Genomic DNA, 17,121 nt, shown 5'->3' with positions numbered 1-17,121 from the left:
GCCGCACCGGTCGCCGACTCGCGGGGTCGTCAGTCGGCCAGGACGCTGTAGGCGATCACACCGCGCTTGAGCAGGCGGGCCGTCGCGCGGGCCGTCTCGCGCAGCTCACGCTCGCCCGCCGCGTCGGCCACCTGGCCGCAGAGGTCGAGGAGCTGCTTCATCCAGCGGACGAAGTCGCCGGCCGACAGCCCGGTCACCATCAGCACGTCGTCGAGGTCGTCGCCCTCGGCCCAGCGCCACGCCGCCCACGCGAACCCGAGGTCGGGCTCGCGGAGGAAGTCGAGGCGGTGGTCGCGCTCCAGCGCGTCGAGCTGGCCCCAGACGCGCACGAGCTCGGCCAGCACCGGCCGCACCTGCCCGCCGGGCATCTTCGGCGAGGAGGCGTCGTCGGCGCGGCGCGCCTCGAAGACCAGCGCCGAGAGCACCGCCGCCAGCTCCGACGGTGCGAGGTCGTCGAAGAGCCCGGCCCGGATCGCCTCGGCGGCGACGAGGTCCATGTCGGTGTAGAGGCGCCGCAGGTGCGAGCCCTTCTCGGTGACCGTGTCGCCCTCAAGGTAGTCGAGCGCCGTCAGCACGTCGCACACCCGGTCGAAGGTGCGCGCGACGGTGTTGGTGCGGTTGTCGACGCGGCGCTTGAGCGTCTCGGTGTCACGCTCGAGCTTGTACCAGCGCTCGGCCCAGCGGGCGTGGTCCTCGCGCTCGGGGCACTGGTGGCACGGGTGGGCCTTCAGCTCCGCGCGCAGCCGGCCGATCTCCCGGTCGGTGGGGGTGTCGCTGAACGAGTCGCGCTGACGGGTGCGGCGCGCGCCGGGGGCGTCGAGGCCGTGGGCCTTGGCGCGCAGCGCGGTGGCGAGGTCGCGCCGCATGGCGGGGTTGCGGCCGTTGAACGACTTGGGGATCCGCAGGCGCCCGATCGCCTCGACCGGGGTCGGGAAGTCCATCGGCGCGAGTCGCCGGGCCTGTCGGTCGGCGGTGACGACGTAGGGGCGGGGCTCGTCGCCGGAGTGGCCCGGGTCGATCACCACGGCGAGCCCGCTGAACTTGCCCGCCGGCACGTGGATCACGTCGCCGGGCCGCAGCTTGCCGAGGGACTTCATCGCCTCCTCGCGCCGGTCGAGGCGGCGCTCGCGCGCGGCGCCCTTCTCGAGGTCGGAGATCCGGCGGCGCAGGCCGGCGTACTCCATGAAGTCGCCGAGGTGGCACGTCGCCGCCTCGCGGTAGCCGTCGAGGGCCTCCTCCGCCTTGTGCACCTGCCGGGCCAGACCGACGACGGCCTTGTCGGCCTGGAACTGGGCGAACGACTGCTCGAGCAGCTCACGTGAGCGCGCGCGGCCGAACTGGTGCACCAGGTTGACGGCCATGTTGTAGGACGGGCGGAACGAGGAGCGCAGCGGGTAGGTGCGGGTGGAGGCGAGCCCGGCGACCTCGCCCGGGTTCATCCCGGGCTGGTAGAGCACGACGCCGTGTCCCTCGATGTCGAGCCCGCGACGACCGGCCCGCCCGGTCAGCTGGGTGTACTCCCCCGGGGTCAGCTCGGCGTGGGTCTCGCCGTTCCACTTCGAGAGCTTCTCGATCACGACCGTGCGCGCGGGCATGTTGATGCCGAGCGCCAGCGTCTCGGTGGCGAAGACGACCTTGACCAGGCCGTCCTGGAACAGCTCCTCGACGACCTGCTTGAACGCCGGCAGCAGCCCGGCGTGGTGGGCGGCGACGCCGCGGGTGAGGCCGTCGAGGAACTCGTGGTAGCCCAGGACGTGGAGGTCCTCCTCGGGCAGGGTGCGCGAGGCCTCCTCGACCCGCGCGAAGATCTCGTCGCGCTCGGCCGCCGTCGTGAGCCGGATGTTGGCCTGCACGAGCTGGGTGACGGCGGCGTCGCAGCCGGCCCGGCTGAAGATGAAGACGATCGCCGGGAGCAGGCCCTCGCGGTCGAGGCGCTCGACGACGTCGACGCGGCTCGGGATCCACACCCGGCGGCCGTTGCCGACGGCACGGGGGTTCTTCGACGAGCCGGGCCTGCCCTTGCGGGGCGAGCGCCGGTCGCGCATCAACCGGGAGCTGGCCCAGTCGTCGCGTGCGATGCGGGTGAGCTCGTCGTTGACCGGGGCCCCCTCCTTGACGAACCCGGCGCTCGCGTCGACGTCGGAGGAGGCGAACAGGTCGAGCAGGCGGCGCCCCACCATGACGTGCTGGAACAGCGGCACCGGCCGCTTCTCCTCCACGATGGTGGTGGTCTCGCCGCGCACGGTCTCCAGCCACTCGCCGAACTCCTCGGCGTTGGACACCGTCGCCGACAGCGACACCAGCGTCACCGACTCGGGCAGGTGGATGATCACCTCCTCCCACACCGCGCCGCGCATCCGGTCGGCGAGGTAGTGGACCTCGTCCATCACGACGAAGCCGAGGTTGAGCAGCGTGCGCGAGCCGGCGTAGAGCATGTTGCGCAGCACCTCGGTGGTCATCACGACCACGGGTGCCTCGCCGTTGACGACGTTGTCGCCGGTCAGCAGGCCGACGTTGGCGGCGCCGTAGCGCTTGACCAGGTCGTGGTACTTCTGGTTGGACAGCGCCTTGATGGGCGTGGTGTAGAACGCCTTGCGCCCGGTCTGCAGGGCGAGGTGGATGGCGAACTCGCCGACGATCGTCTTGCCCGAGCCGGTCGGGGCCGCGACGAGCACTCCGCGCCCGTCCTCGATCTCGCGGCAGGCACGCACCTGGAAGTCGTCGAGCTCGAAGCCGTAGAGGCCGGCGAAGTCCTTGAGCATCGGGTAGGGCTTGTCGCGACGGAACGCGGCGTAGCGCTCCGCCGGGGTGGACTGGTCGTCGTGCTCGCTCATGCGATCACCTCCAGGGCGCCGGGGACGCAGTCGATGGTCAGGGGCAGTGGGCCGAAGCGCTCGCCGTCGGCGTACGACACGATGCCGGGCGCCGCGACCGTCACCGAGCGCACCCGGCGGTGGACGTACTCGGCGACGCCGTGGACCTTGCCGGTGAACAGCCGCGGGTAGGAGCGCACCAGCTTGGTCTTGCTCATCCGGGTGATCACGACGACGTCGAGCAGCCCGTCGTCGAGCAGCGCGCCCTCGGTGATGCGCATCCCGCCCCCGAACGACGGACCGTTGCCCACCGCGACGAGCATCGCCTCGTGCTCGACGGTGTCGTTGTCGAGCTGCAGCACGTAGGGAATCGGCCGGAACGTGCGTAGCTCGGCGAGGGTGGCGAGGTTGTAGCGCATCTGCCCGCGCGGCCACGTCATCGCGTTGGCGCGCTCGTTGACGATCGCGTCGAACCCGGCGGCGAGCACCGTGACGAACCAGCGGTCGCCGCTGCGGGCGAGGTCGATGGTGCGTCGCCGCGAGGCGATCACCCGATCGGCGGCCGCTGCCGGGTCGGTGCGCGGGAGGCCGAGGTAGCGCGCGACGTCGTTGCCGGTGCCGCTCGGGATCAGGCCGAGGGGTACGCCGGTGCCGGCCACGGCCTGCAGGCCGAGGTGGACCAGCCCGTCACCGCCGCACAGCACGAGCGCCTCGACACCGTCGGCGACGCAGGCGCTGGCCAGGTCGGCCGCCTCGTCAGCGTCGCGGCCCTGGAGGTTGCGCACCACGAACCCGGCCTCGCGGAGCCGGGCCAGCGCGACGTCGCGGTGCCGGGCTCCGCGGCCGCCGCCGGCCGTCGGGTTGGTCAGCAGGGCGATCTCGCGCCCTCGCACCTGGTGCTCGGGAGCCGCGGGGTGGAGCATGGCGCGACCCTATCCCCCGGCACCGACTCGGGCGGGCGGGTACGTCGCCGGTGCGCGCCGCGAGCGGTCAGCCGAGCCGCAGCAGGGCGGCGTAGCGCTCCGGGCGGGCCCCCACCGCGCGGGCCAGACGCCCGAGGGCCTCCAGGACCAGCTCGGGGCCGAAGCCGGTGCCCGGGACGGCCAGGGCCAGCCGCGACCCGCGCTCACCGACCATCACCTGGCCGTGCCGCCATGCCTGATGCACCCGCAGCCGCGTCGGGTCGTCGACCACCGGGGCGGGGTAGGCCTCGTCGACCGCCAGCAGGTCGCACACGATCTCCTGCGCCGGGTCGTCGGCGGCCGTCAACCGGCCCTCCACCAGGTGCCCGGTGCGCAGCCCGGCGTCGGCGCGCCAGACCACGTCACTGGTGCCCAGCCACTCCGGCAGGTCGAACGGGTCGATGTCGGTGAGGGCGGCGTGCTGCATGGCACCACCCTGTCAGAGCGCCCTCAGAGGGGTGACAGCTCGTCCGGCGCGAGGCCCGCGTTGGGCGCGCGCCGCTCGCGTCGCCGGTCGTTGAACCGGGCGATCGCCTCGGAGGCGAAGAACAGCAGCACCATCGGCACCGCCATCAGCGTCATGGTGAAGGGGTCGGCCGAGGGCGTCGCGACGGCGGCGAAGATGAAGGTGCCGATGACGATCCACGGCCGGTAGGCCTTGAGGGCGGAGCCCTTGACGACGCCCGCGAAGTTGAGGAGCACCACGAACACGGGGATGTTGAACGCCAGCCCGAACACGAACAGGGTGCGGGTGAAGAACTGCAGGTAGTCGTTGAAGTCGATGAGGTTGGTGACGCCCTCGGGGTTGAAGCCGATGAGCACCTCGAGCGCCACGGGCAGCGTCACGTAGCCCAGGACGATGCCGGCGAGGAAGAGGGGCCCGGCGACCGCCACGAAGATGCGGCTCATCCGCCGCTCCTGCTCGTAGAGCCCGGGGAGGACGAACGCCCAGATCTGGTAGAGCCAGTAGGGCGCGGTCACGATGGCGGCGGCGAACCCGCACAGGGTCAGCCAGAGCAGCAGGCCGGCTCCGGCGCCGCTGGTGGTCGCGGTGGTGGTGCCCTCGGGGAGCTTGGCCTGCGCGTCCTCGTAGGGGCCGTAGACGAGGTCGATCAGGAAGTGCCGGAACACCAGCGCCACGGCCAGTGCCAGCACGAAGACGAGCAGGCACCGCAGCAGCCGGGCCCGGAACTCGCGGAAGTGGTCGGCGAGCGCCATCCGGCCGTCGGGGCCCACGGCGTCCTTCGGCGGCCCCTTGAACAGGCCGACGAGACCGGCGATCCTCACGCTCCTCGGGACTCCTGGACTCAGGCGGTGGTGTCGTCGCGCCGCTCGCGGAGCACCTCACCCGACGCGTCACCCCGGGGCGCACGGTCGAGGGTCTGGTCGTGGGACTGGCCGTGGGTCTGGTCGCGGGCGGCGTCGGCGGCCTTGGCGCGCGCCTCGATCTCGCGCTGCTCGGGCGTCTTGTCGGTGTCGTCGTCGCGCAGGCCCTTGGTCTCCGTCTTGAAGATGCGGAGCGCCTGTCCGGAGCTGCGGGCGAGGTCGGGCAGCTTGGCGGCACCGAACACGAGCACCACGATCGCCAGGATCACGAGCCACTCGAGACCCTGCGGCATGCCGATCATCGGGTTGAACATGGTCTCACTCCGTCATTCGTGCGGTTGTGTGGATGTCGCTCGGGCGATCAGTCGGAGTCTACGCCGTCGTGCGCGTAGAGGCGGAGCGCCGCCCGGGCGGCCGCCGTGAACGCCTCGGCCCAGGCCGTCGGCGCGAGCAGGGTGGCGTGGGGCGCCAGCCGCAGCAGCAGCGACTTGGCCCACTCCTCGCTGGCGACCTCCAGGTCGACGTCGAGCGTGCCGTCCGGGCCGGGACGGCGCCCCGTCACCGGGTAGTACTCGGCCACCCACCGCGCGGGGGGCGCCAGGCGCAGCGTCACGGTGGTGGTCTCGGCGTCGGTGAACCAGCCGCCGGTGAGGTCGCGGGCGCGCGCCCCGGGGTCGGCGACGGGGCTGTCGAGCTCGGTGGCGGCCACGATGCGGTCGACCCGGAACGCCCGGTCGCCGCCGGCCGTGTGGCACCAGGCGTCGAGGTAGAGCAGGTCCTCGACGCGGGCGAGGCCGCGCGGGTCGACGACCCGCTGGGACTCCTGGTCGCGCGACGGCACGTGGTAGGTGATCTCGACCTGGTGGCCGTGGGAGATGGCCGACTCCAGGACCGGCACCACGGCGCTGCGCTCGAGCGGGGTGGGGGCGACGTGGAGGCGCAGGAGGCCCTCGTCGTCCTGGCCCGCCGCCTCCTCCAGCTTGGCGAGGGTGCGCTCGATGAGCTCGCGGGCCTCGGCCGGGGCGGTGTCGACCATGGTGCGGAGCGCGACGACGAGCGAGGTGGCCTCGGCGGGCGAGAAGCGCACCGGACGGGCGAGGTAGTCGGCGTTGTCGACGCGGATGACCCGGTCGCCCTCGAGCGCGTCGAGGTCCACCTCGATCAGGTCGCCGGGCAGCCCCGGGGAGAGCCCGGTCATGAACAGCAGCCGCAGATCACGCTCGATCTGCTCGGCGTCGGTGCCGAAGTGCGCCGCGGCGTCCTCGAGGCGCACCTCGCCGCGGGCGAGCAGGTAGGGCACCAGCGCGAGCAGGCGCGCGACCTGGTCGGGCGCGGTGTCTCCGGCCTGCGCGGTCATCGGTCCTCCCCCGCTCCGGCCACGGCGCGCAGCCGGGCGACGACCTCGTCGCGCAGCGACTGCGGCGCCTCGGCGACCGCGTCGGCGCCGCAGGTGAGCACCTCGTCGGACAGCTCGGGCACCGTGCCCTCGACCACCACGGCGTCCCAGCCGGGACGGTCCGCGAGCGGGGTGACCGACTCCGCGCGCCGGCGCAGCCCGACACCCGTGCCCTGGCGCACCCGGATCTCCGCGCGGACCGAAGGCACCGACGGCGAGAGCCGCCGCGCGACCTCACGGACGTCGGTGCCCGCGGGGACGTCGTACGCCCCGGACCGGCCGCTGGCCCGGACCGGGCCGACGATGCGCGAGAGCCGGAAGACGCGCTCGGCGCCGCGGTCGACGTCGAAGCCGACGACGTACCAGCGGCCCGACGACCGCACCAGGCCCCACGGCTGGACGCGGCGGGTGGTCGGCTCGGTCTCGTCGGCGCGCTGGTAGGGGAAGCTGACCTGTCGGCGCTTGCCGGTCGCGTCCCACAGCGGCTCGAACGCCGGCTCGTCGGCGGTGATGGCGGGAGCGACGACCTCGAGGCGCGAGGGGTCGATCTCGACGCCCTGTCCCTTCAGCTTGGCCAGGGCGCGGCCGGTCGCCTTGGCCAGCGTCGCCTGCTGCCAGACCTGCGCGGCGAGGCCCAGCACGGCGGCCTCGTCGGACTCGAAGCGGATCTCGGGGAGCGACGTCTGCTCGGTGGGGATGCGGTAGCCGATCTCGTCGTCGAAGAACGCGTCCGCGCTGCCGACCTCGATGACCGCGCCGATCTGGCGCAGCGCGTCCTTGTCGCGCTCGAAGGCCCGTTCGAACGCCTCGTCGCCGGCCGGCCCGCGGGGGTGCTCGGGATAGCACGCCTCGCGGATCGCGTCCTTGCCGATGAAGCGCTTGGCTCCGAGCAGCAGGATGTGCAGGTTCATCAGCCGCTCTGCTCGTGGCGTCGCCATGCCTGCCCCGCTCCTCCCGCCGGCCCCTCGGATCAGGAGGCGGCCAGGATGTCGACGACGAAGAACAGGGTGTCGGTGCCCTTGATGCCGGCCTGGTCGTTGCCCTTGCCACCGTAGCCCTTGGCCGGCGGGATCTCGATGATCACCCGCGAGCCGACGGTGCGTCCGACCAGCCGCTCGTCCCAGCCCGGGATGACCTGCCCGACGCCGATGGGGAACTCGGCCGGCTCGCCGCTGTAGGACTCGTCGAAGGGCGCGTCGGCCCCGTAGACCTGGCCGAGGTAGTCGACGGTCAGGGTCTGCCCCGCCTTCACCTTGGCGCCGTCGCCCTTGACGAGCGTGGTGGCGATCAGCTCGCCGCTGGGCTCGTGAGCCGTCGTGAAGTCGAGGCCGGTGATCACGCCGTCCTTCTCGACGAGGCTCGGCGCCCAGCCCGCGGGCTTCTTCTTCTCGCCCTGGGGGCCGTCGAGGGGCGGCACGGTCTCGGCCGTGCCGAGGATGTCGACGACCGCCAGCACGGCGTCGCGGTTGCCGATGCCGATGTCGGGGCGGCCGCCCTCGCCGAACGCCTTCTCGGCCGAGGTCAGCAGCACCACGCGGTCGCCCACCTGGTTGCCGATGATGGCCTCCCGCAGGAACGGCAGCACGTCGTCGGCCATCTCCACCGACTTGGTCCCGCCGCCCTTGGTCCAGGTGCTCTGCGCCTCCTCCTCGGTGAAGCCGTTGCCGATCCACCAGTTGGCCTGCACGGTGTCGCCGTCGGCGACCTCGTCGCCGTCTCCCTCGACGAGGACCTCGGTCTCGTCCTTCGAGCCGTCGAGGCGCCCGTCGAAGGTCACCTTGGGCTCCTCGCCCTGCTTGCCCTCGATGGTCACCGAGCTGAGCGGCGCGCCACCCTCGTCGGTGTCGCTGGACTCCGAGCCGCACGCGGCCAGTCCGAGCATGCTGAGGGCGAGGACACCGCTGAGGGCAGCGGAACGTACACGAGACACGGATTCACCTGTTCGATCGGTCGGCGTTGCCCGGTCACCCTATCCAGCGATCCCCACCCGGCAGGCCCCGACACCGCCACGCGCGGCGTCGAGGATCCTCACATGCCGTCGATCAGCCGCTGGACGCGCTCGTCGTAGGCCTTGAACGGGTCCTTGCAGAGCACGGTGCGCTGGGCCTGGTCGTTGAGCTTGAGGTGCACCCAGTCGACGGTGAAGTCGCGGCGGCGCTCCTGCGCGCGGCGGATGAACTCGCCGCGCAGCCGGGCGCGGGTGTTCTGCGGCGGCACGCTCTTGGCCTCGAAGATCTTGAGGTCGCTGCTGACCCGGGCGACGGCCCCGCGCTTCTCCAGCAGGTAGTAGAGGCCCCGGCCTCGGTGGATGTCGTGGTAGGCGAGGTCGAGCTGCGCGATCCGGGCGTCGCCCAGCGAGAGCCCGTGCTTGGCGCGGTAGCGCTCGATCAGCTTGAGCTTGATGACCCAGTCGATCTCGCGGTCCACCAGGCCCAGGTCGTCGGACTCGACGGCCTTGAGGCCGCGCTCCCACAGGTCGAGCGCCCGCTCGATCGTGGGGGTGGAGATCTGACGGCGGTCGACGAAGTCGCGGGCCTTGGACAGGTATTCGGCCTGGATCTCCAGCGCGCTCGCCTCGCGACCGTTGGCGAGGCGGACCTTGCGGCGCCCGGTGGTGTCGTGGCTGATCTCGCGGATGGCGCGGATGGGGTTCTCCATGCTGAGGTCGCGCATCACCACCCCCTCCTCGATCATCCGGAGCACGAGGTCGCAGGAGGCGACCTTGAGCAGGGTGGTCGTCTCGCTCATGTTGGAGTCGCCGACGATCACGTGCAGGCGGCGGAACCGCTCGGCGTCGGCGTGCGGCTCGTCGCGGGTGTTGATGATCGGGCGGCTGCGCGTCGTGGCGCTGCTGACGCCCTCCCAGATGTGCTCCGCGCGCTGGCTCACGCTGTAGGACGCGCCGCGCGGGGTCATCACGACCTTGCCGGCGCCGACCACGATCTGGCGCGTCACCAGGAACGGGATCAGGATGTCGGCCAGTCGGCTGAACTCGCCGGCGCGGCCGACCAGGTAGTTCTCGTGGCAGCCGTAGGAGTTGCCGGCGGAGTCGGTGTTGTTCTTGAACAGGTAGATGTCGCCCGCGATGCCCTCCTCGTGGAGGCGCTGCTCGGCGTCGAGGAGCAGGCCCTCGAGGATCCGCTCCCCCGCCTTGTCGTGCGTGACGAGGTCGACGATGTCGTCGCACTCGGGAGTGGCGTACTCCGGGTGGCTGCCGACGTCGAGGTAGAGGCGGGCGCCGTTGCGCAGGAAGACGTTGGACGAGCGTCCCCAGCTCACGACCTTGCGGAAGAGGTAGCGGGCCACCTCGTCGGGGCTCAGCCGGCGCTGCCCCTTGAACGTGCACGTGACGCCGTACTCGTTCTCGATGCCGAAGATGCGCCGGTCCATGTCCACACCCTAGGACGGGGTGCCACGCGCGGTGGTCCGCCACGCACCGAAATCCCGGTGGGCGGTCCACGCTCTTGCCCCGACGTCTACCTTCTCGGGCATGGACGACACCCTCCTCGCCCCTGCCCACCCCCCGCGCACCAGCGCGCTCGACTCGTGGCCGGCCCACCTGGTGACCGCGGCGCTCACCGGTGTCGCGACCGCGCGCCTGCCGATGCAGCGCTGGTCACGACCGGCGCGCTGGGCGATGCACGGCGGGATGGGGGCGCTGGCCGGAGCGAGCGCCGCGCTGGTGGCCCACGACCCCGGGCGCTTCACCCCGGCCTCCGGCCGGGACGGTGACGCCCGCGGGCTGGGCACGGGCACCGCGGCGGCCGTCGGCCTGGCCACGGGCCTCGTCGTCGGCGGGGTGAGCCGGGCGACCGAGTCGGTCGACGGCTGGGCCGAGGGCTGGCTGCGCCGGCGCGGCGTACGCCGCCCGCGCCTGTGGATGGGCGTCGCGGCGGCCGGTGCCTCGCTGGCGATCAGCGCGCTCGACCGCCGGGTCGCGGCGCAGCGTGAGACGAGCCGGGAGGCTCAGATATCGCCCGGCTCGGTGGGCGGCGGAGGGGTGCCCGGGGCCGGCGGCTGACCGGGGGCCGGAGACGGCGGCGGGGTCGTCGGAGGCGCGACCGGAGGAGCGACGGGAGGCGCCACGGGCGGCTCGGCCGTGACCGGGTCCTCCAGGGGCGCGATGGCTCCCGAGACCTGGTCGGTCGGGTCGGCCGGGTCGTCCTCGCCGGACTGGCGGGGACCGGCCCCGGCGACGGCGTCCTCGGGGGCGGCCTCGTCGGCCTGCTCCGCTCCGCGTCCGCCGAGGATCTCGGTGATGCGGGAGGCTCGCACGCGCAGGAACTTGCGCGGCTGGGTGCGGGTGCGGTCGAGCGCGGCGACCTCGAGGGCGTCGGCGGGGATCACCCGGTCCTCGGTGTCGCTGTGCCCCAACGCCGCCACCGCCACGCGGAGGACGTCCTCGAGCGAGGCGCCGGCGACGTAGTGCTCGGCCAGGTGGCTCGCCACGACGTCGGCGGCACCACCCATCACGGCGTAGCCGTGCTCGTCGGCCACCTGGCCGTCGTAGGTGAGCCGGTAGAGCTGGTCGTCCTCGGGCGCGTCGCCGATCTCGGCGACGAAGATCTCGACCTCGTACGGCTTCTCGCCGCCGGAGGAGAAGATCGTGCCGAGCGTCTGGGCGTAGGCGTTGGCCAGCCCGCGGCCGGTGACGTCGCGGCGGTCGTAGGCGTAGCCACGCATGTCGGCGAGGCGTACGCCGGCGATGCGCAGGTTCTCGAACTCGTTGTAGCGCCCGACCGCGGCGAAGGCGATCCGGTCGTAGATCTCGCTGACCTTGTGCAGCGCCTGCGACGGGTTCTCCGAGACGAACAGCACGCCGTCGGCGTACTGGACCGCGATGACCGAGCGCCCGCGGGCGATGCCCTTGCGGGCGAAGTCGGCCCGGTCCTTCATCAGCTGCTCGGGCGAGACGTAGAACGGCATGCTCATGGGATGGGTGACTCCTGCGTCAGGTGAGGGGCGCGGCGGGGCCGTCGGGCCGCAGCATGCGGGCGGCGATCATCCGGTCGGCGATGACGGCGACCTCCGCGTCGGTCAGCCGGTGGCCGCCGTCGGGGGTGATCACGTGGACGACCGGGAAGATGCGCCGGGTCAGGTCGGGCCCTCCGGTCGCCGAGTCGTCGTCGGCGGCGTCGTAGAGCGCCTGGACCACGGCCGTGACCGCTCCCTCGGCGTCGAGGTCCTCGCGGTAGAGCTTCTTGAGCGACCCGCGCGCGAACAGCGAGCCCGAGCCCACGGAGTGGAAGGCCGTCTCCTCGTAGCGCCCGCCGGTCACGTCGTAGCTGAAGATCCGGCCGTGGCCGGCGGCGACGTCGTAGCCGGCGAAGAGCGGCACGACGGCCAGGCCCTGCATCGCCAGGCCGAGGTTGGCGCGGATCAGCGCGGCGAGACGGTTGGACTTGCCGTCCATCGACAGCGTGGTGCCCTCGATCTTCTCGTAGTGCTCCAGCTCGGTCTGGAACAGCCGCACCATCTCCACCGCCAGGCCCGCCGTGCCGGCGATGCCGACCACGGAGAACTCGTCGGCCGGGAAGACCTTCTCGATGTCGCGCTGGGCGATGATGTTGCCCATCGTGGCCCGGCGGTCGCCGGCCATCACGACGCCGCCGTCGAACGTGGCAGCGACGATGGTGGTGCCGTGCGGGGCGAGGTCACCGGCCTCGCCGGCGGGCACGGCACGCCGCGACGGCAGCAGGTCGGGGGCCTGCGCCCCGAGGAAGTCGGCGAAGCTGGACGTGCCGGGGGTCATGAACGCCGTGGGCAGGCGGCTCTCGCTCACTGTCCGCCCTTCTGGATGAACGACTTCACGAAGTCCTCGGCGTTGGTCTCGAGGACCTCGTCGATCTCGTCGAGGATCGCGTCGACGTCCTCGTCGATCATCTCCTTGCGCTCGGCGACGTCGGTCTCGGCGACCTCCTCGGTCGCCGTCTCCTCCTGCGAGGACTTACGCGGCTGCTTCTGCTCCTGGGCCATGACTCGACCCTATCCACTCCCACCGACGCCACAAGGAGGTTCCACGTCGACGGGCCGGCGCGTCGGCCGGCGACTCGGCTGGCGACTTGGCTGGCGACATGGAGGGGAAGTCCGACACCTGGAGGGGGTTGCAACGGCTTCCAGGTGTCGGAGTCCCCGCTCGAGCGGGGACTCCGACAGCGGGCCGGCGAGAGCTCGCGGACCCGGAAAACCCTCCTCGAGCCCGTCAGCGGGTGATCGCGGCGACGAGCGCCTGGGCGGTGTCGCAGCGGTCGATCAGCTCGCCGACGTGGGCGCGGGTGCCGCGGAGCGGGTCGATCGTCGGGACCCGCTGGAGCGACTCGCGGCCGGGGAGGTCGAAGATCACCGAGTCCCAGGACGCGGCGGCCACCGAGTCGGCGTACTTGTCGAGGCAGCGGCCGCGGAAGTAGGCACGGGTGTCGGTCGGCGGGTCGTGCATGGCCGCCTCGATGGTGGCGTCGTCGAGCAGCCGCTCGATGCGGCCCGCGGCAGCGAGGCGGTGGTAGAGGCCCTTGTCGGGGCGTACGTCGGCGTACTGCAGGTCGATCAGGTGCAGCTTGGCGTCGTCCCAGTCGAGGTCGTCGCGGTCGCGGTACTGGCGCAGCAGCTTCAGCTTGGCGACCCAGTCGAGCTCGGTGGCGCACTCGAAGGGATCCCGCTCGAGGCGGGTCAGCACCGACTCCCATCGCGTGAGGACGTCGACGGTCTGCTCGTCGGCGTCGGCGCCGTAGCGGTCCTCGACGTACTTGCGGGCGAGCTCGAGGTACTCCAGCTGCAGCTGCACGGCGGTGAGCCGGCGCCCGTCACGCAGGGTCACCAGGTGCCGCAGCGTCGGGTCGTGCGAGACGTCGCGCAGCGCCTTGACGGCGCCGTCGACGCTGAGGTCGCGGTCGATGAAGCCGTCCTCGATCATCGCCAGCACGAGCGACGTGGTGCCGGACTTGAGGTAGATCGACACCTCGGCGAGGTTGGCGTCGCCGAGGATGACGTGCAGGCGGCGGTAGACCGCCGGGTCGGCGTGCGGCTCGTCGCGGGTGTTGATGATCGGTCGCTTGAGCGTGGTCTCGAGGCCGACCTCGACCTCGAAGTAGTCGGCGCGCTGGCTGATCTGGAAGCCGCGCTCGGCGGTGGTGTCGCGCCCGTCCTGGCCGATGCCGACGCGTCCCGCGCCCGTGACCACCTGGCGGGAGACGAAGAACGGCGTCAGGTGCCGCACGATCTCGGCGAACGGCGTCGAGCGCCGCGTCAGGTAGTTCTCGTGGGCCCCGTAGGAGGCGCCCTTGTTGTCGGTGTTGTTCTTGTAGAGCACGATCGGCGTGCTGCCGGGCACCTGAGCGGCCATCCGCGAGGCGTCGAGCATGACCTGCTCCCCCGCCTTCTCCCACCGCACGACGTCGAGCGGGGTCGTGACCTCCGGCGAGGAGTACTCCGGGTGCGCGTGGTCGACGTAGAGCCGCGCGCCGTTGGTGAGGATGACGTTGGCCAGGCCGAGGTCCTCGTCGGTGAGCTGGCTCGCGTCGGCCACCTGGCGGGCCATGTCGAAGCCGCGCGCGTCGCGCAGCGGGGACTCCTCCTCGAAGTCCCAGCGCGCCCGCCTGGCCCGCACCGTCGAGCTGGCGTAGGCGTTGACGATCTGCGACGACGCGACCATCGGGTTGGCCGACGGCAGCCCCTGCACCGAGATGCCGTACTCGACCTCCGTGCCCATCACGCGTCGTACGCTCATGAGATGAGCCTACGGGTGTGGGACGAGCGGGTGGTGCCGCGACTGACCGACCTGAGCCTGCGCGGCCACGAGGTGGGCGAGCTGCGCACGCTCGCCTGCGCGGGCCTCACCGGGCGGGTGCTCGAGGTCGGCTTCGGCAGCGGGCTCAACGTCCGCTGGTATCCCCCGGCGGTCACCTCGGTGACCGCGATCGAGCCCTCCGACCTGGGCTGGGAGCTCTCCGAGCCGCGACGGGCGCGCGGCGACGTGCCGATCGAGCGGGCCGGGCTCGACGGCCAGCGCCTCGACCTGCCGGACGGATCGCACGACAGCGCCCTGGTGACGTTCAGCCTGTGCACGATCCCCGACCCGGTCGCGGCGCTGCGCGAGGCGAGGCGGGTGGTCGGCCCGGGCGGACGGCTGCACGCGCTGGAGCACGGTGCGGCTCCCGAGGAGTCCGTACGCCGCTGGCAGCGGCGCCTCGAGCCCGTGCAGCGCGCCGTCGCCGGCGGCTGCCACCTCACCCGGGACGTCGTCGCGCTCGCGGCGGACGCCGGCTGGCGGGTGGACCAGGTCGAGCAGTCCTACCTCCCGGGTCCGGGATTGTCCCGGCCCTGGACGTACGTCTACCGGCTCGGGGCCGGCTGACGTCCGAGGTCAGCGGCCGCGGCGGAGGAACCCGACGAGGAAGAGCACGACAACGACGACGACGACGATGATCAGGATGGTTCGCATCCGCACAACCTAGTGGTCCGCGCGTCGGCGTCAACCCCTCCCAGGAGGGGTCAGGGATCGCGCCGCTGCCCGTTGACCGCGGAGGCATGGGCGGCGTTGACCCCGATGATGCCCAGCCACGCGACGACCACGGCGGGCAGGCCCCCTCCGTCGGTGGCGACGGTGGTCGCGACGGTGATCGGGATGCCCGCGCCGACGGAGACGAGGCCGAGCACGAACTGCCGGATCCGGGCGCCCTCGTTGCCCGTGGAGCGGCGATGCTCGAGCGCGCGCTCCTCGGCGACCCGCCGCTCCACGGCCCGGTGGATCCGCTCGGCGAACCCGTCGACGAGCTCGGCGTCGTAGCGGGCCCCGAGCTCGCGGCGGGTCTCGAGGGCGGCCTCGATGTCGCGGTGACCGAGGTCCTCGTCGCGCGTCACCACCGTGGCCTCAAAGGTACTGGCCGGTGTTGGCGACCGTGTCGATGGACCGGCCCGGCTCGGTGCCCTGCTTGCCGGTGATGAGCGTGCGGATGAAGACGATCCGCTCGCCCTTCTTGCCCGAGATCCGCGCCCAGTCGTCGGGGTTGGTGGTGTTGGGCAGGTCCTCGTTCTCCTTGAACTCGTCGACGCACGCCTGGAGCATGTGCTGGACCCGCAGCCCGCGCTGGGCGGGGTTGAGGTCGCTGTCGAGGAGGTCCTTGATCGCCATCTTCTTGGCGCGGTCGACGATGTTCTGGATCATCGCACCGGAGTTGAAGTCCTTGAAGTAGAGGACCTCCTTGTCGCCGTTGGCGTAGGTGACCTCGAGGAACCGGTTCTCCTCCGACTCGGTGTACATCCGCTCGACGGTGGCGCGGATCATCGCGTCGACCGTGGCGGTGCGGTCCTGGCCGAACTCGGCGAGGTCCTCGGCGTGCAGCGGCAGGGTCGGGGTGAGGTACTTGGAGAAGATGTCGCGTGCCGACTCGGCGTCGGGGCGCTCGATCTTGATCTTCACGTCGAGTCGTCCCGGGCGCAGGATCGCCGGGTCGATCATGTCCTCGCGGTTGGAGGCGCCGATGACCAGCACGTTCTCCAGCGCCTCGACACCGTCGATCTCGCTGAGCAGCTGGGGCACGATCGTGTTCTCCACGTCGGAGGAGACGCCCGAGCCGCGGGTGCGGAAGAGCGAGTCCATCTCGTCGAAGAACACGATGACGGGCGTGCCGAGCGAGGCCTTCTCCCGCGCGCGCTGGAAGACGAGGCGGATGTGGCGCTCGGTCTCGCCGACGTACTTGTTGAGCAGCTCGGGGCCCTTGATGTTGAGGAAGTAGGACTTGCCCGAGGCGCCGGTGCGCTCGGAGACCTTCTTGGCCAGCGAGTTGGCGACCGCCTTGGCGATCAGCGTCTTGCCGCAGCCGGGGGGCCCGTAGAGCAGCACGCCCTTGGGTGGCTTGAGCTCGTGGTCGCGGAACAGCTCGGGGTGCAGGTAGGGCAGCTCGACGGCGTCGCGGATGGCGTCGATCTGGGTGGTGAGGCCGCCGATCTGCGTGTAGTCGATGTCGGGCACCTCCTCCAGGACGAGCTCCTCGACCTCCGACTTCGGCACGACCTCGTAGACGTAGCCGGCGCGCGTGTCGAGCAGCAGCGAGTCGCCGGCGCGGATGGTGACGTCCTCCGCGCACAGCGGCTCGGCGAGGCGGACGACCCGCTCCTCGTCGGCGTTGGCGATCACCAGCGCGCGCTCGCCGTCGGCGAGGATCTCCTTGAGCATCACGACCTCGCCGACCTGCTCGAAGTCGAGCGCGGCGACGACGTTGAGCGCCTCGTTGAGCATGACCTCCTGCCCGCGCACCAGGCCGTCGAGCTCGACGGCCGGGCTCACGCTGACGCGGAGCTTGCGGCCGCCGGTGAACACGTCGACCGAGTCGTCGTCGTTGCGGGCGAGGAAGGTGCCGAAGCCCGCCGGCGGCTGCGCCAGCCGGTCGACCTCCTCCTTGAGCGTGGTGATCTGGTCGCGGGCGTCGCGCAGCGTCTGCGCGAGCCGCTCGTTCTGGCTCGAGACCGCCGCGAGGGAGCGCTGCGTGTCGGCGAGGCGGCTCTCGAGGCCGCGGGACTGCGCGGGCAGGTCCTCCAGCCGGCGGCGCAGGTCGGTGACCTCCGCCTCCAGGTATCGCACCTGCGTGGCAAGCTGCTCGCGTGTCGGCTCAGACATCTCGCACCTCCT

Annotated in this window: 17 protein-coding genes; 2 read left to right on the top strand and 15 right to left on the bottom strand. The window is 72.1% G+C overall.

Features of this window, described 5'->3' with window-relative positions; translation table 11 throughout:
- Positions 1 to 29: 29 nt before the first annotated feature.
- From JX575_RS09460 to pafA, 9 genes are all read right to left on the bottom strand, one after another.
- Positions 30 to 2,834, bottom strand: coding sequence for a DEAD/DEAH box helicase (locus JX575_RS09460; RefSeq protein ID WP_186342167.1), 2,805 nt, complete (start codon positions 2,832 to 2,834; stop codon positions 30 to 32).
- The gene (locus JX575_RS09455; RefSeq protein WP_186342166.1) at positions 2,831 to 3,736 is read right to left on the bottom strand and encodes a diacylglycerol kinase; all 906 of its coding nucleotides are present in this window, start codon (positions 3,734 to 3,736) and stop codon (positions 2,831 to 2,833) included. Before JX575_RS09455 ends, JX575_RS09460 begins: the two co-directional genes overlap by 4 nt.
- A 67-nt stretch (positions 3,737 to 3,803) precedes the next feature.
- Positions 3,804 to 4,202, bottom strand: a complete 399-nt coding sequence (locus tag JX575_RS09450) for a hypothetical protein (protein ID WP_186342165.1) — start codon at positions 4,200 to 4,202, stop codon at positions 3,804 to 3,806.
- A 23-nt stretch (positions 4,203 to 4,225) separates the two neighbouring features.
- The gene (tatC, locus tag JX575_RS09445) at positions 4,226 to 5,062 is read right to left on the bottom strand and encodes a twin-arginine translocase subunit TatC (RefSeq protein WP_186342164.1); all 837 of its coding nucleotides are present in this window, start codon (positions 5,060 to 5,062) and stop codon (positions 4,226 to 4,228) included.
- A gap of 20 nt (positions 5,063 to 5,082) precedes the next feature.
- Positions 5,083 to 5,415, bottom strand: coding sequence for a twin-arginine translocase TatA/TatE family subunit (gene tatA, locus JX575_RS19815; RefSeq protein ID WP_186342163.1), 333 nt, complete (start codon positions 5,413 to 5,415; stop codon positions 5,083 to 5,085).
- Between the two features lie 47 nt (positions 5,416 to 5,462).
- Positions 5,463 to 6,458, bottom strand: coding sequence for a WYL domain-containing protein (locus tag JX575_RS09435; protein WP_186342162.1), 996 nt, complete (start codon positions 6,456 to 6,458; stop codon positions 5,463 to 5,465).
- Positions 6,455 to 7,408, bottom strand: coding sequence for a WYL domain-containing protein (locus tag JX575_RS09430; RefSeq protein ID WP_241005406.1), 954 nt, complete (start codon positions 7,406 to 7,408; stop codon positions 6,455 to 6,457). The genes JX575_RS09435 and JX575_RS09430 overlap by 4 nt, the downstream gene beginning before the upstream one ends.
- A 59-nt stretch (positions 7,409 to 7,467) precedes the next feature.
- Complete coding sequence (locus tag JX575_RS09425; protein ID WP_186342160.1) at positions 7,468 to 8,427, bottom strand: FKBP-type peptidyl-prolyl cis-trans isomerase; 960 nt, start codon at positions 8,425 to 8,427, stop codon at positions 7,468 to 7,470.
- A 98-nt stretch (positions 8,428 to 8,525) separates the two neighbouring features.
- Positions 8,526 to 9,887: a Pup--protein ligase gene (pafA, locus tag JX575_RS09420; RefSeq protein WP_186342159.1), complete on the bottom strand. Its 1,362-nt coding sequence runs from the start codon at positions 9,885 to 9,887 to the stop codon at positions 8,526 to 8,528.
- 100 nt (positions 9,888 to 9,987) lie between these two features.
- Between pafA and JX575_RS09415 the strand changes: the two genes are divergently transcribed.
- Positions 9,988 to 10,518 (top strand): hypothetical protein, encoded by a 531-nt coding sequence (locus tag JX575_RS09415; protein ID WP_186342158.1) that lies wholly within the window; start codon positions 9,988 to 9,990, stop codon positions 10,516 to 10,518.
- On the opposite strand, the gene prcA is transcribed toward JX575_RS09415, so the two are convergent.
- The 4 genes from prcA to dop all read right to left on the bottom strand — a co-directional run bounded on the left by prcA (position 10,464) and on the right by dop (position 14,220).
- Positions 10,464 to 11,429, bottom strand: coding sequence for a proteasome subunit alpha (gene prcA, locus JX575_RS19810; RefSeq protein WP_186342157.1), 966 nt, complete (start codon positions 11,427 to 11,429; stop codon positions 10,464 to 10,466). The genes JX575_RS09415 and prcA overlap by 55 nt on opposite strands.
- Before the next feature lie 19 nt (positions 11,430 to 11,448).
- Entirely contained in the window at positions 11,449 to 12,279 is an 831-nt protein-coding gene (prcB, locus tag JX575_RS09405; protein WP_241005405.1) for a proteasome subunit beta, read from the bottom strand.
- Positions 12,276 to 12,473: a ubiquitin-like protein Pup gene (locus JX575_RS09400; protein ID WP_186342156.1), complete on the bottom strand. Its 198-nt coding sequence runs from the start codon at positions 12,471 to 12,473 to the stop codon at positions 12,276 to 12,278. Before JX575_RS09400 ends, prcB begins: the two co-directional genes overlap by 4 nt.
- Positions 12,474 to 12,699: 226 nt before the next feature.
- Positions 12,700 to 14,220 carry a depupylase/deamidase Dop gene (gene dop / locus JX575_RS09395; RefSeq protein ID WP_186342155.1) on the bottom strand — a complete coding sequence of 507 codons (1,521 nt, stop codon included), beginning with the start codon at positions 14,218 to 14,220 and terminating at the stop codon, positions 12,700 to 12,702.
- Between the two features lie 3 nt (positions 14,221 to 14,223).
- On the opposite strand from dop, the gene JX575_RS09390 reads away from it, so the two are divergent.
- Entirely contained in the window at positions 14,224 to 14,847 is a 624-nt protein-coding gene (locus JX575_RS09390) for a class I SAM-dependent methyltransferase (RefSeq protein ID WP_186342154.1), read from the top strand.
- Between the two features lie 137 nt (positions 14,848 to 14,984).
- Here JX575_RS09390 and JX575_RS09385 read toward each other — a convergent pair whose 3' ends face one another.
- Both JX575_RS09385 and arc read right to left on the bottom strand, forming a co-directional pair.
- On the bottom strand, positions 14,985 to 15,353 hold the full coding sequence (locus JX575_RS09385; protein ID WP_186342153.1) for a hypothetical protein: 369 nt from the start codon (positions 15,351 to 15,353) through the stop codon (positions 14,985 to 14,987).
- A 10-nt stretch (positions 15,354 to 15,363) separates the two neighbouring features.
- Positions 15,364 to 17,109 carry a proteasome ATPase gene (gene arc, locus JX575_RS09380; RefSeq protein WP_186342152.1) on the bottom strand — a complete coding sequence of 582 codons (1,746 nt, stop codon included), beginning with the start codon at positions 17,107 to 17,109 and terminating at the stop codon, positions 15,364 to 15,366.
- Positions 17,110 to 17,121 lie beyond the last annotated feature (12 nt).

This window comes from Nocardioides sp. zg-1228 (genome assembly GCF_017086465.1).
GTDB lineage: Bacteria > Actinomycetota > Actinomycetes > Propionibacteriales > Nocardioidaceae > Nocardioides.
This window is presented reverse-complemented; position numbering and strand designations above follow the sequence as displayed.

Bases quoted from the DNA above. Each gene is read 5' to 3' on its own strand.
- JX575_RS09460 (WP_186342167.1), bottom strand. From the start codon at position 2,834: ATGAGCGAGCACGACGACCAGTCCACCCCGGCGGAGCGCTACGCCGCG.
- JX575_RS09455 (WP_186342166.1), bottom strand. From the start codon at position 3,736: ATGCTCCACCCCGCGGCTCCCGAGCACCAGGTGCGAGGGCGCGAGATC.
- JX575_RS09450 (WP_186342165.1), bottom strand. From the start codon at position 4,202: ATGCAGCACGCCGCCCTCACCGACATCGACCCGTTCGACCTGCCGGAG.
- tatA (WP_186342163.1), bottom strand. From the start codon at position 5,415: ATGTTCAACCCGATGATCGGCATGCCGCAGGGTCTCGAGTGGCTCGTG.
- JX575_RS09435 (WP_186342162.1), bottom strand. From the start codon at position 6,458: ATGACCGCGCAGGCCGGAGACACCGCGCCCGACCAGGTCGCGCGCCTG.
- JX575_RS09430 (WP_241005406.1), bottom strand. From the start codon at position 7,408: ATGAACCTGCACATCCTGCTGCTCGGAGCCAAGCGCTTCATCGGCAAG.
- pafA (WP_186342159.1), bottom strand. From the start codon at position 9,887: ATGGACCGGCGCATCTTCGGCATCGAGAACGAGTACGGCGTCACGTGC.
- JX575_RS09415 (WP_186342158.1), top strand. From the start codon at position 9,988: ATGGACGACACCCTCCTCGCCCCTGCCCACCCCCCGCGCACCAGCGCG.
- prcA (WP_186342157.1), bottom strand. From the start codon at position 11,429: ATGAGCATGCCGTTCTACGTCTCGCCCGAGCAGCTGATGAAGGACCGG.
- JX575_RS09400 (WP_186342156.1), bottom strand. From the start codon at position 12,473: ATGGCCCAGGAGCAGAAGCAGCCGCGTAAGTCCTCGCAGGAGGAGACG.
- dop (WP_186342155.1), bottom strand. From the start codon at position 14,220: ATGAGCGTACGACGCGTGATGGGCACGGAGGTCGAGTACGGCATCTCG.
- JX575_RS09390 (WP_186342154.1), top strand. From the start codon at position 14,224: ATGAGCCTACGGGTGTGGGACGAGCGGGTGGTGCCGCGACTGACCGAC.
- arc (WP_186342152.1), bottom strand. From the start codon at position 17,109: ATGTCTGAGCCGACACGCGAGCAGCTTGCCACGCAGGTGCGATACCTG.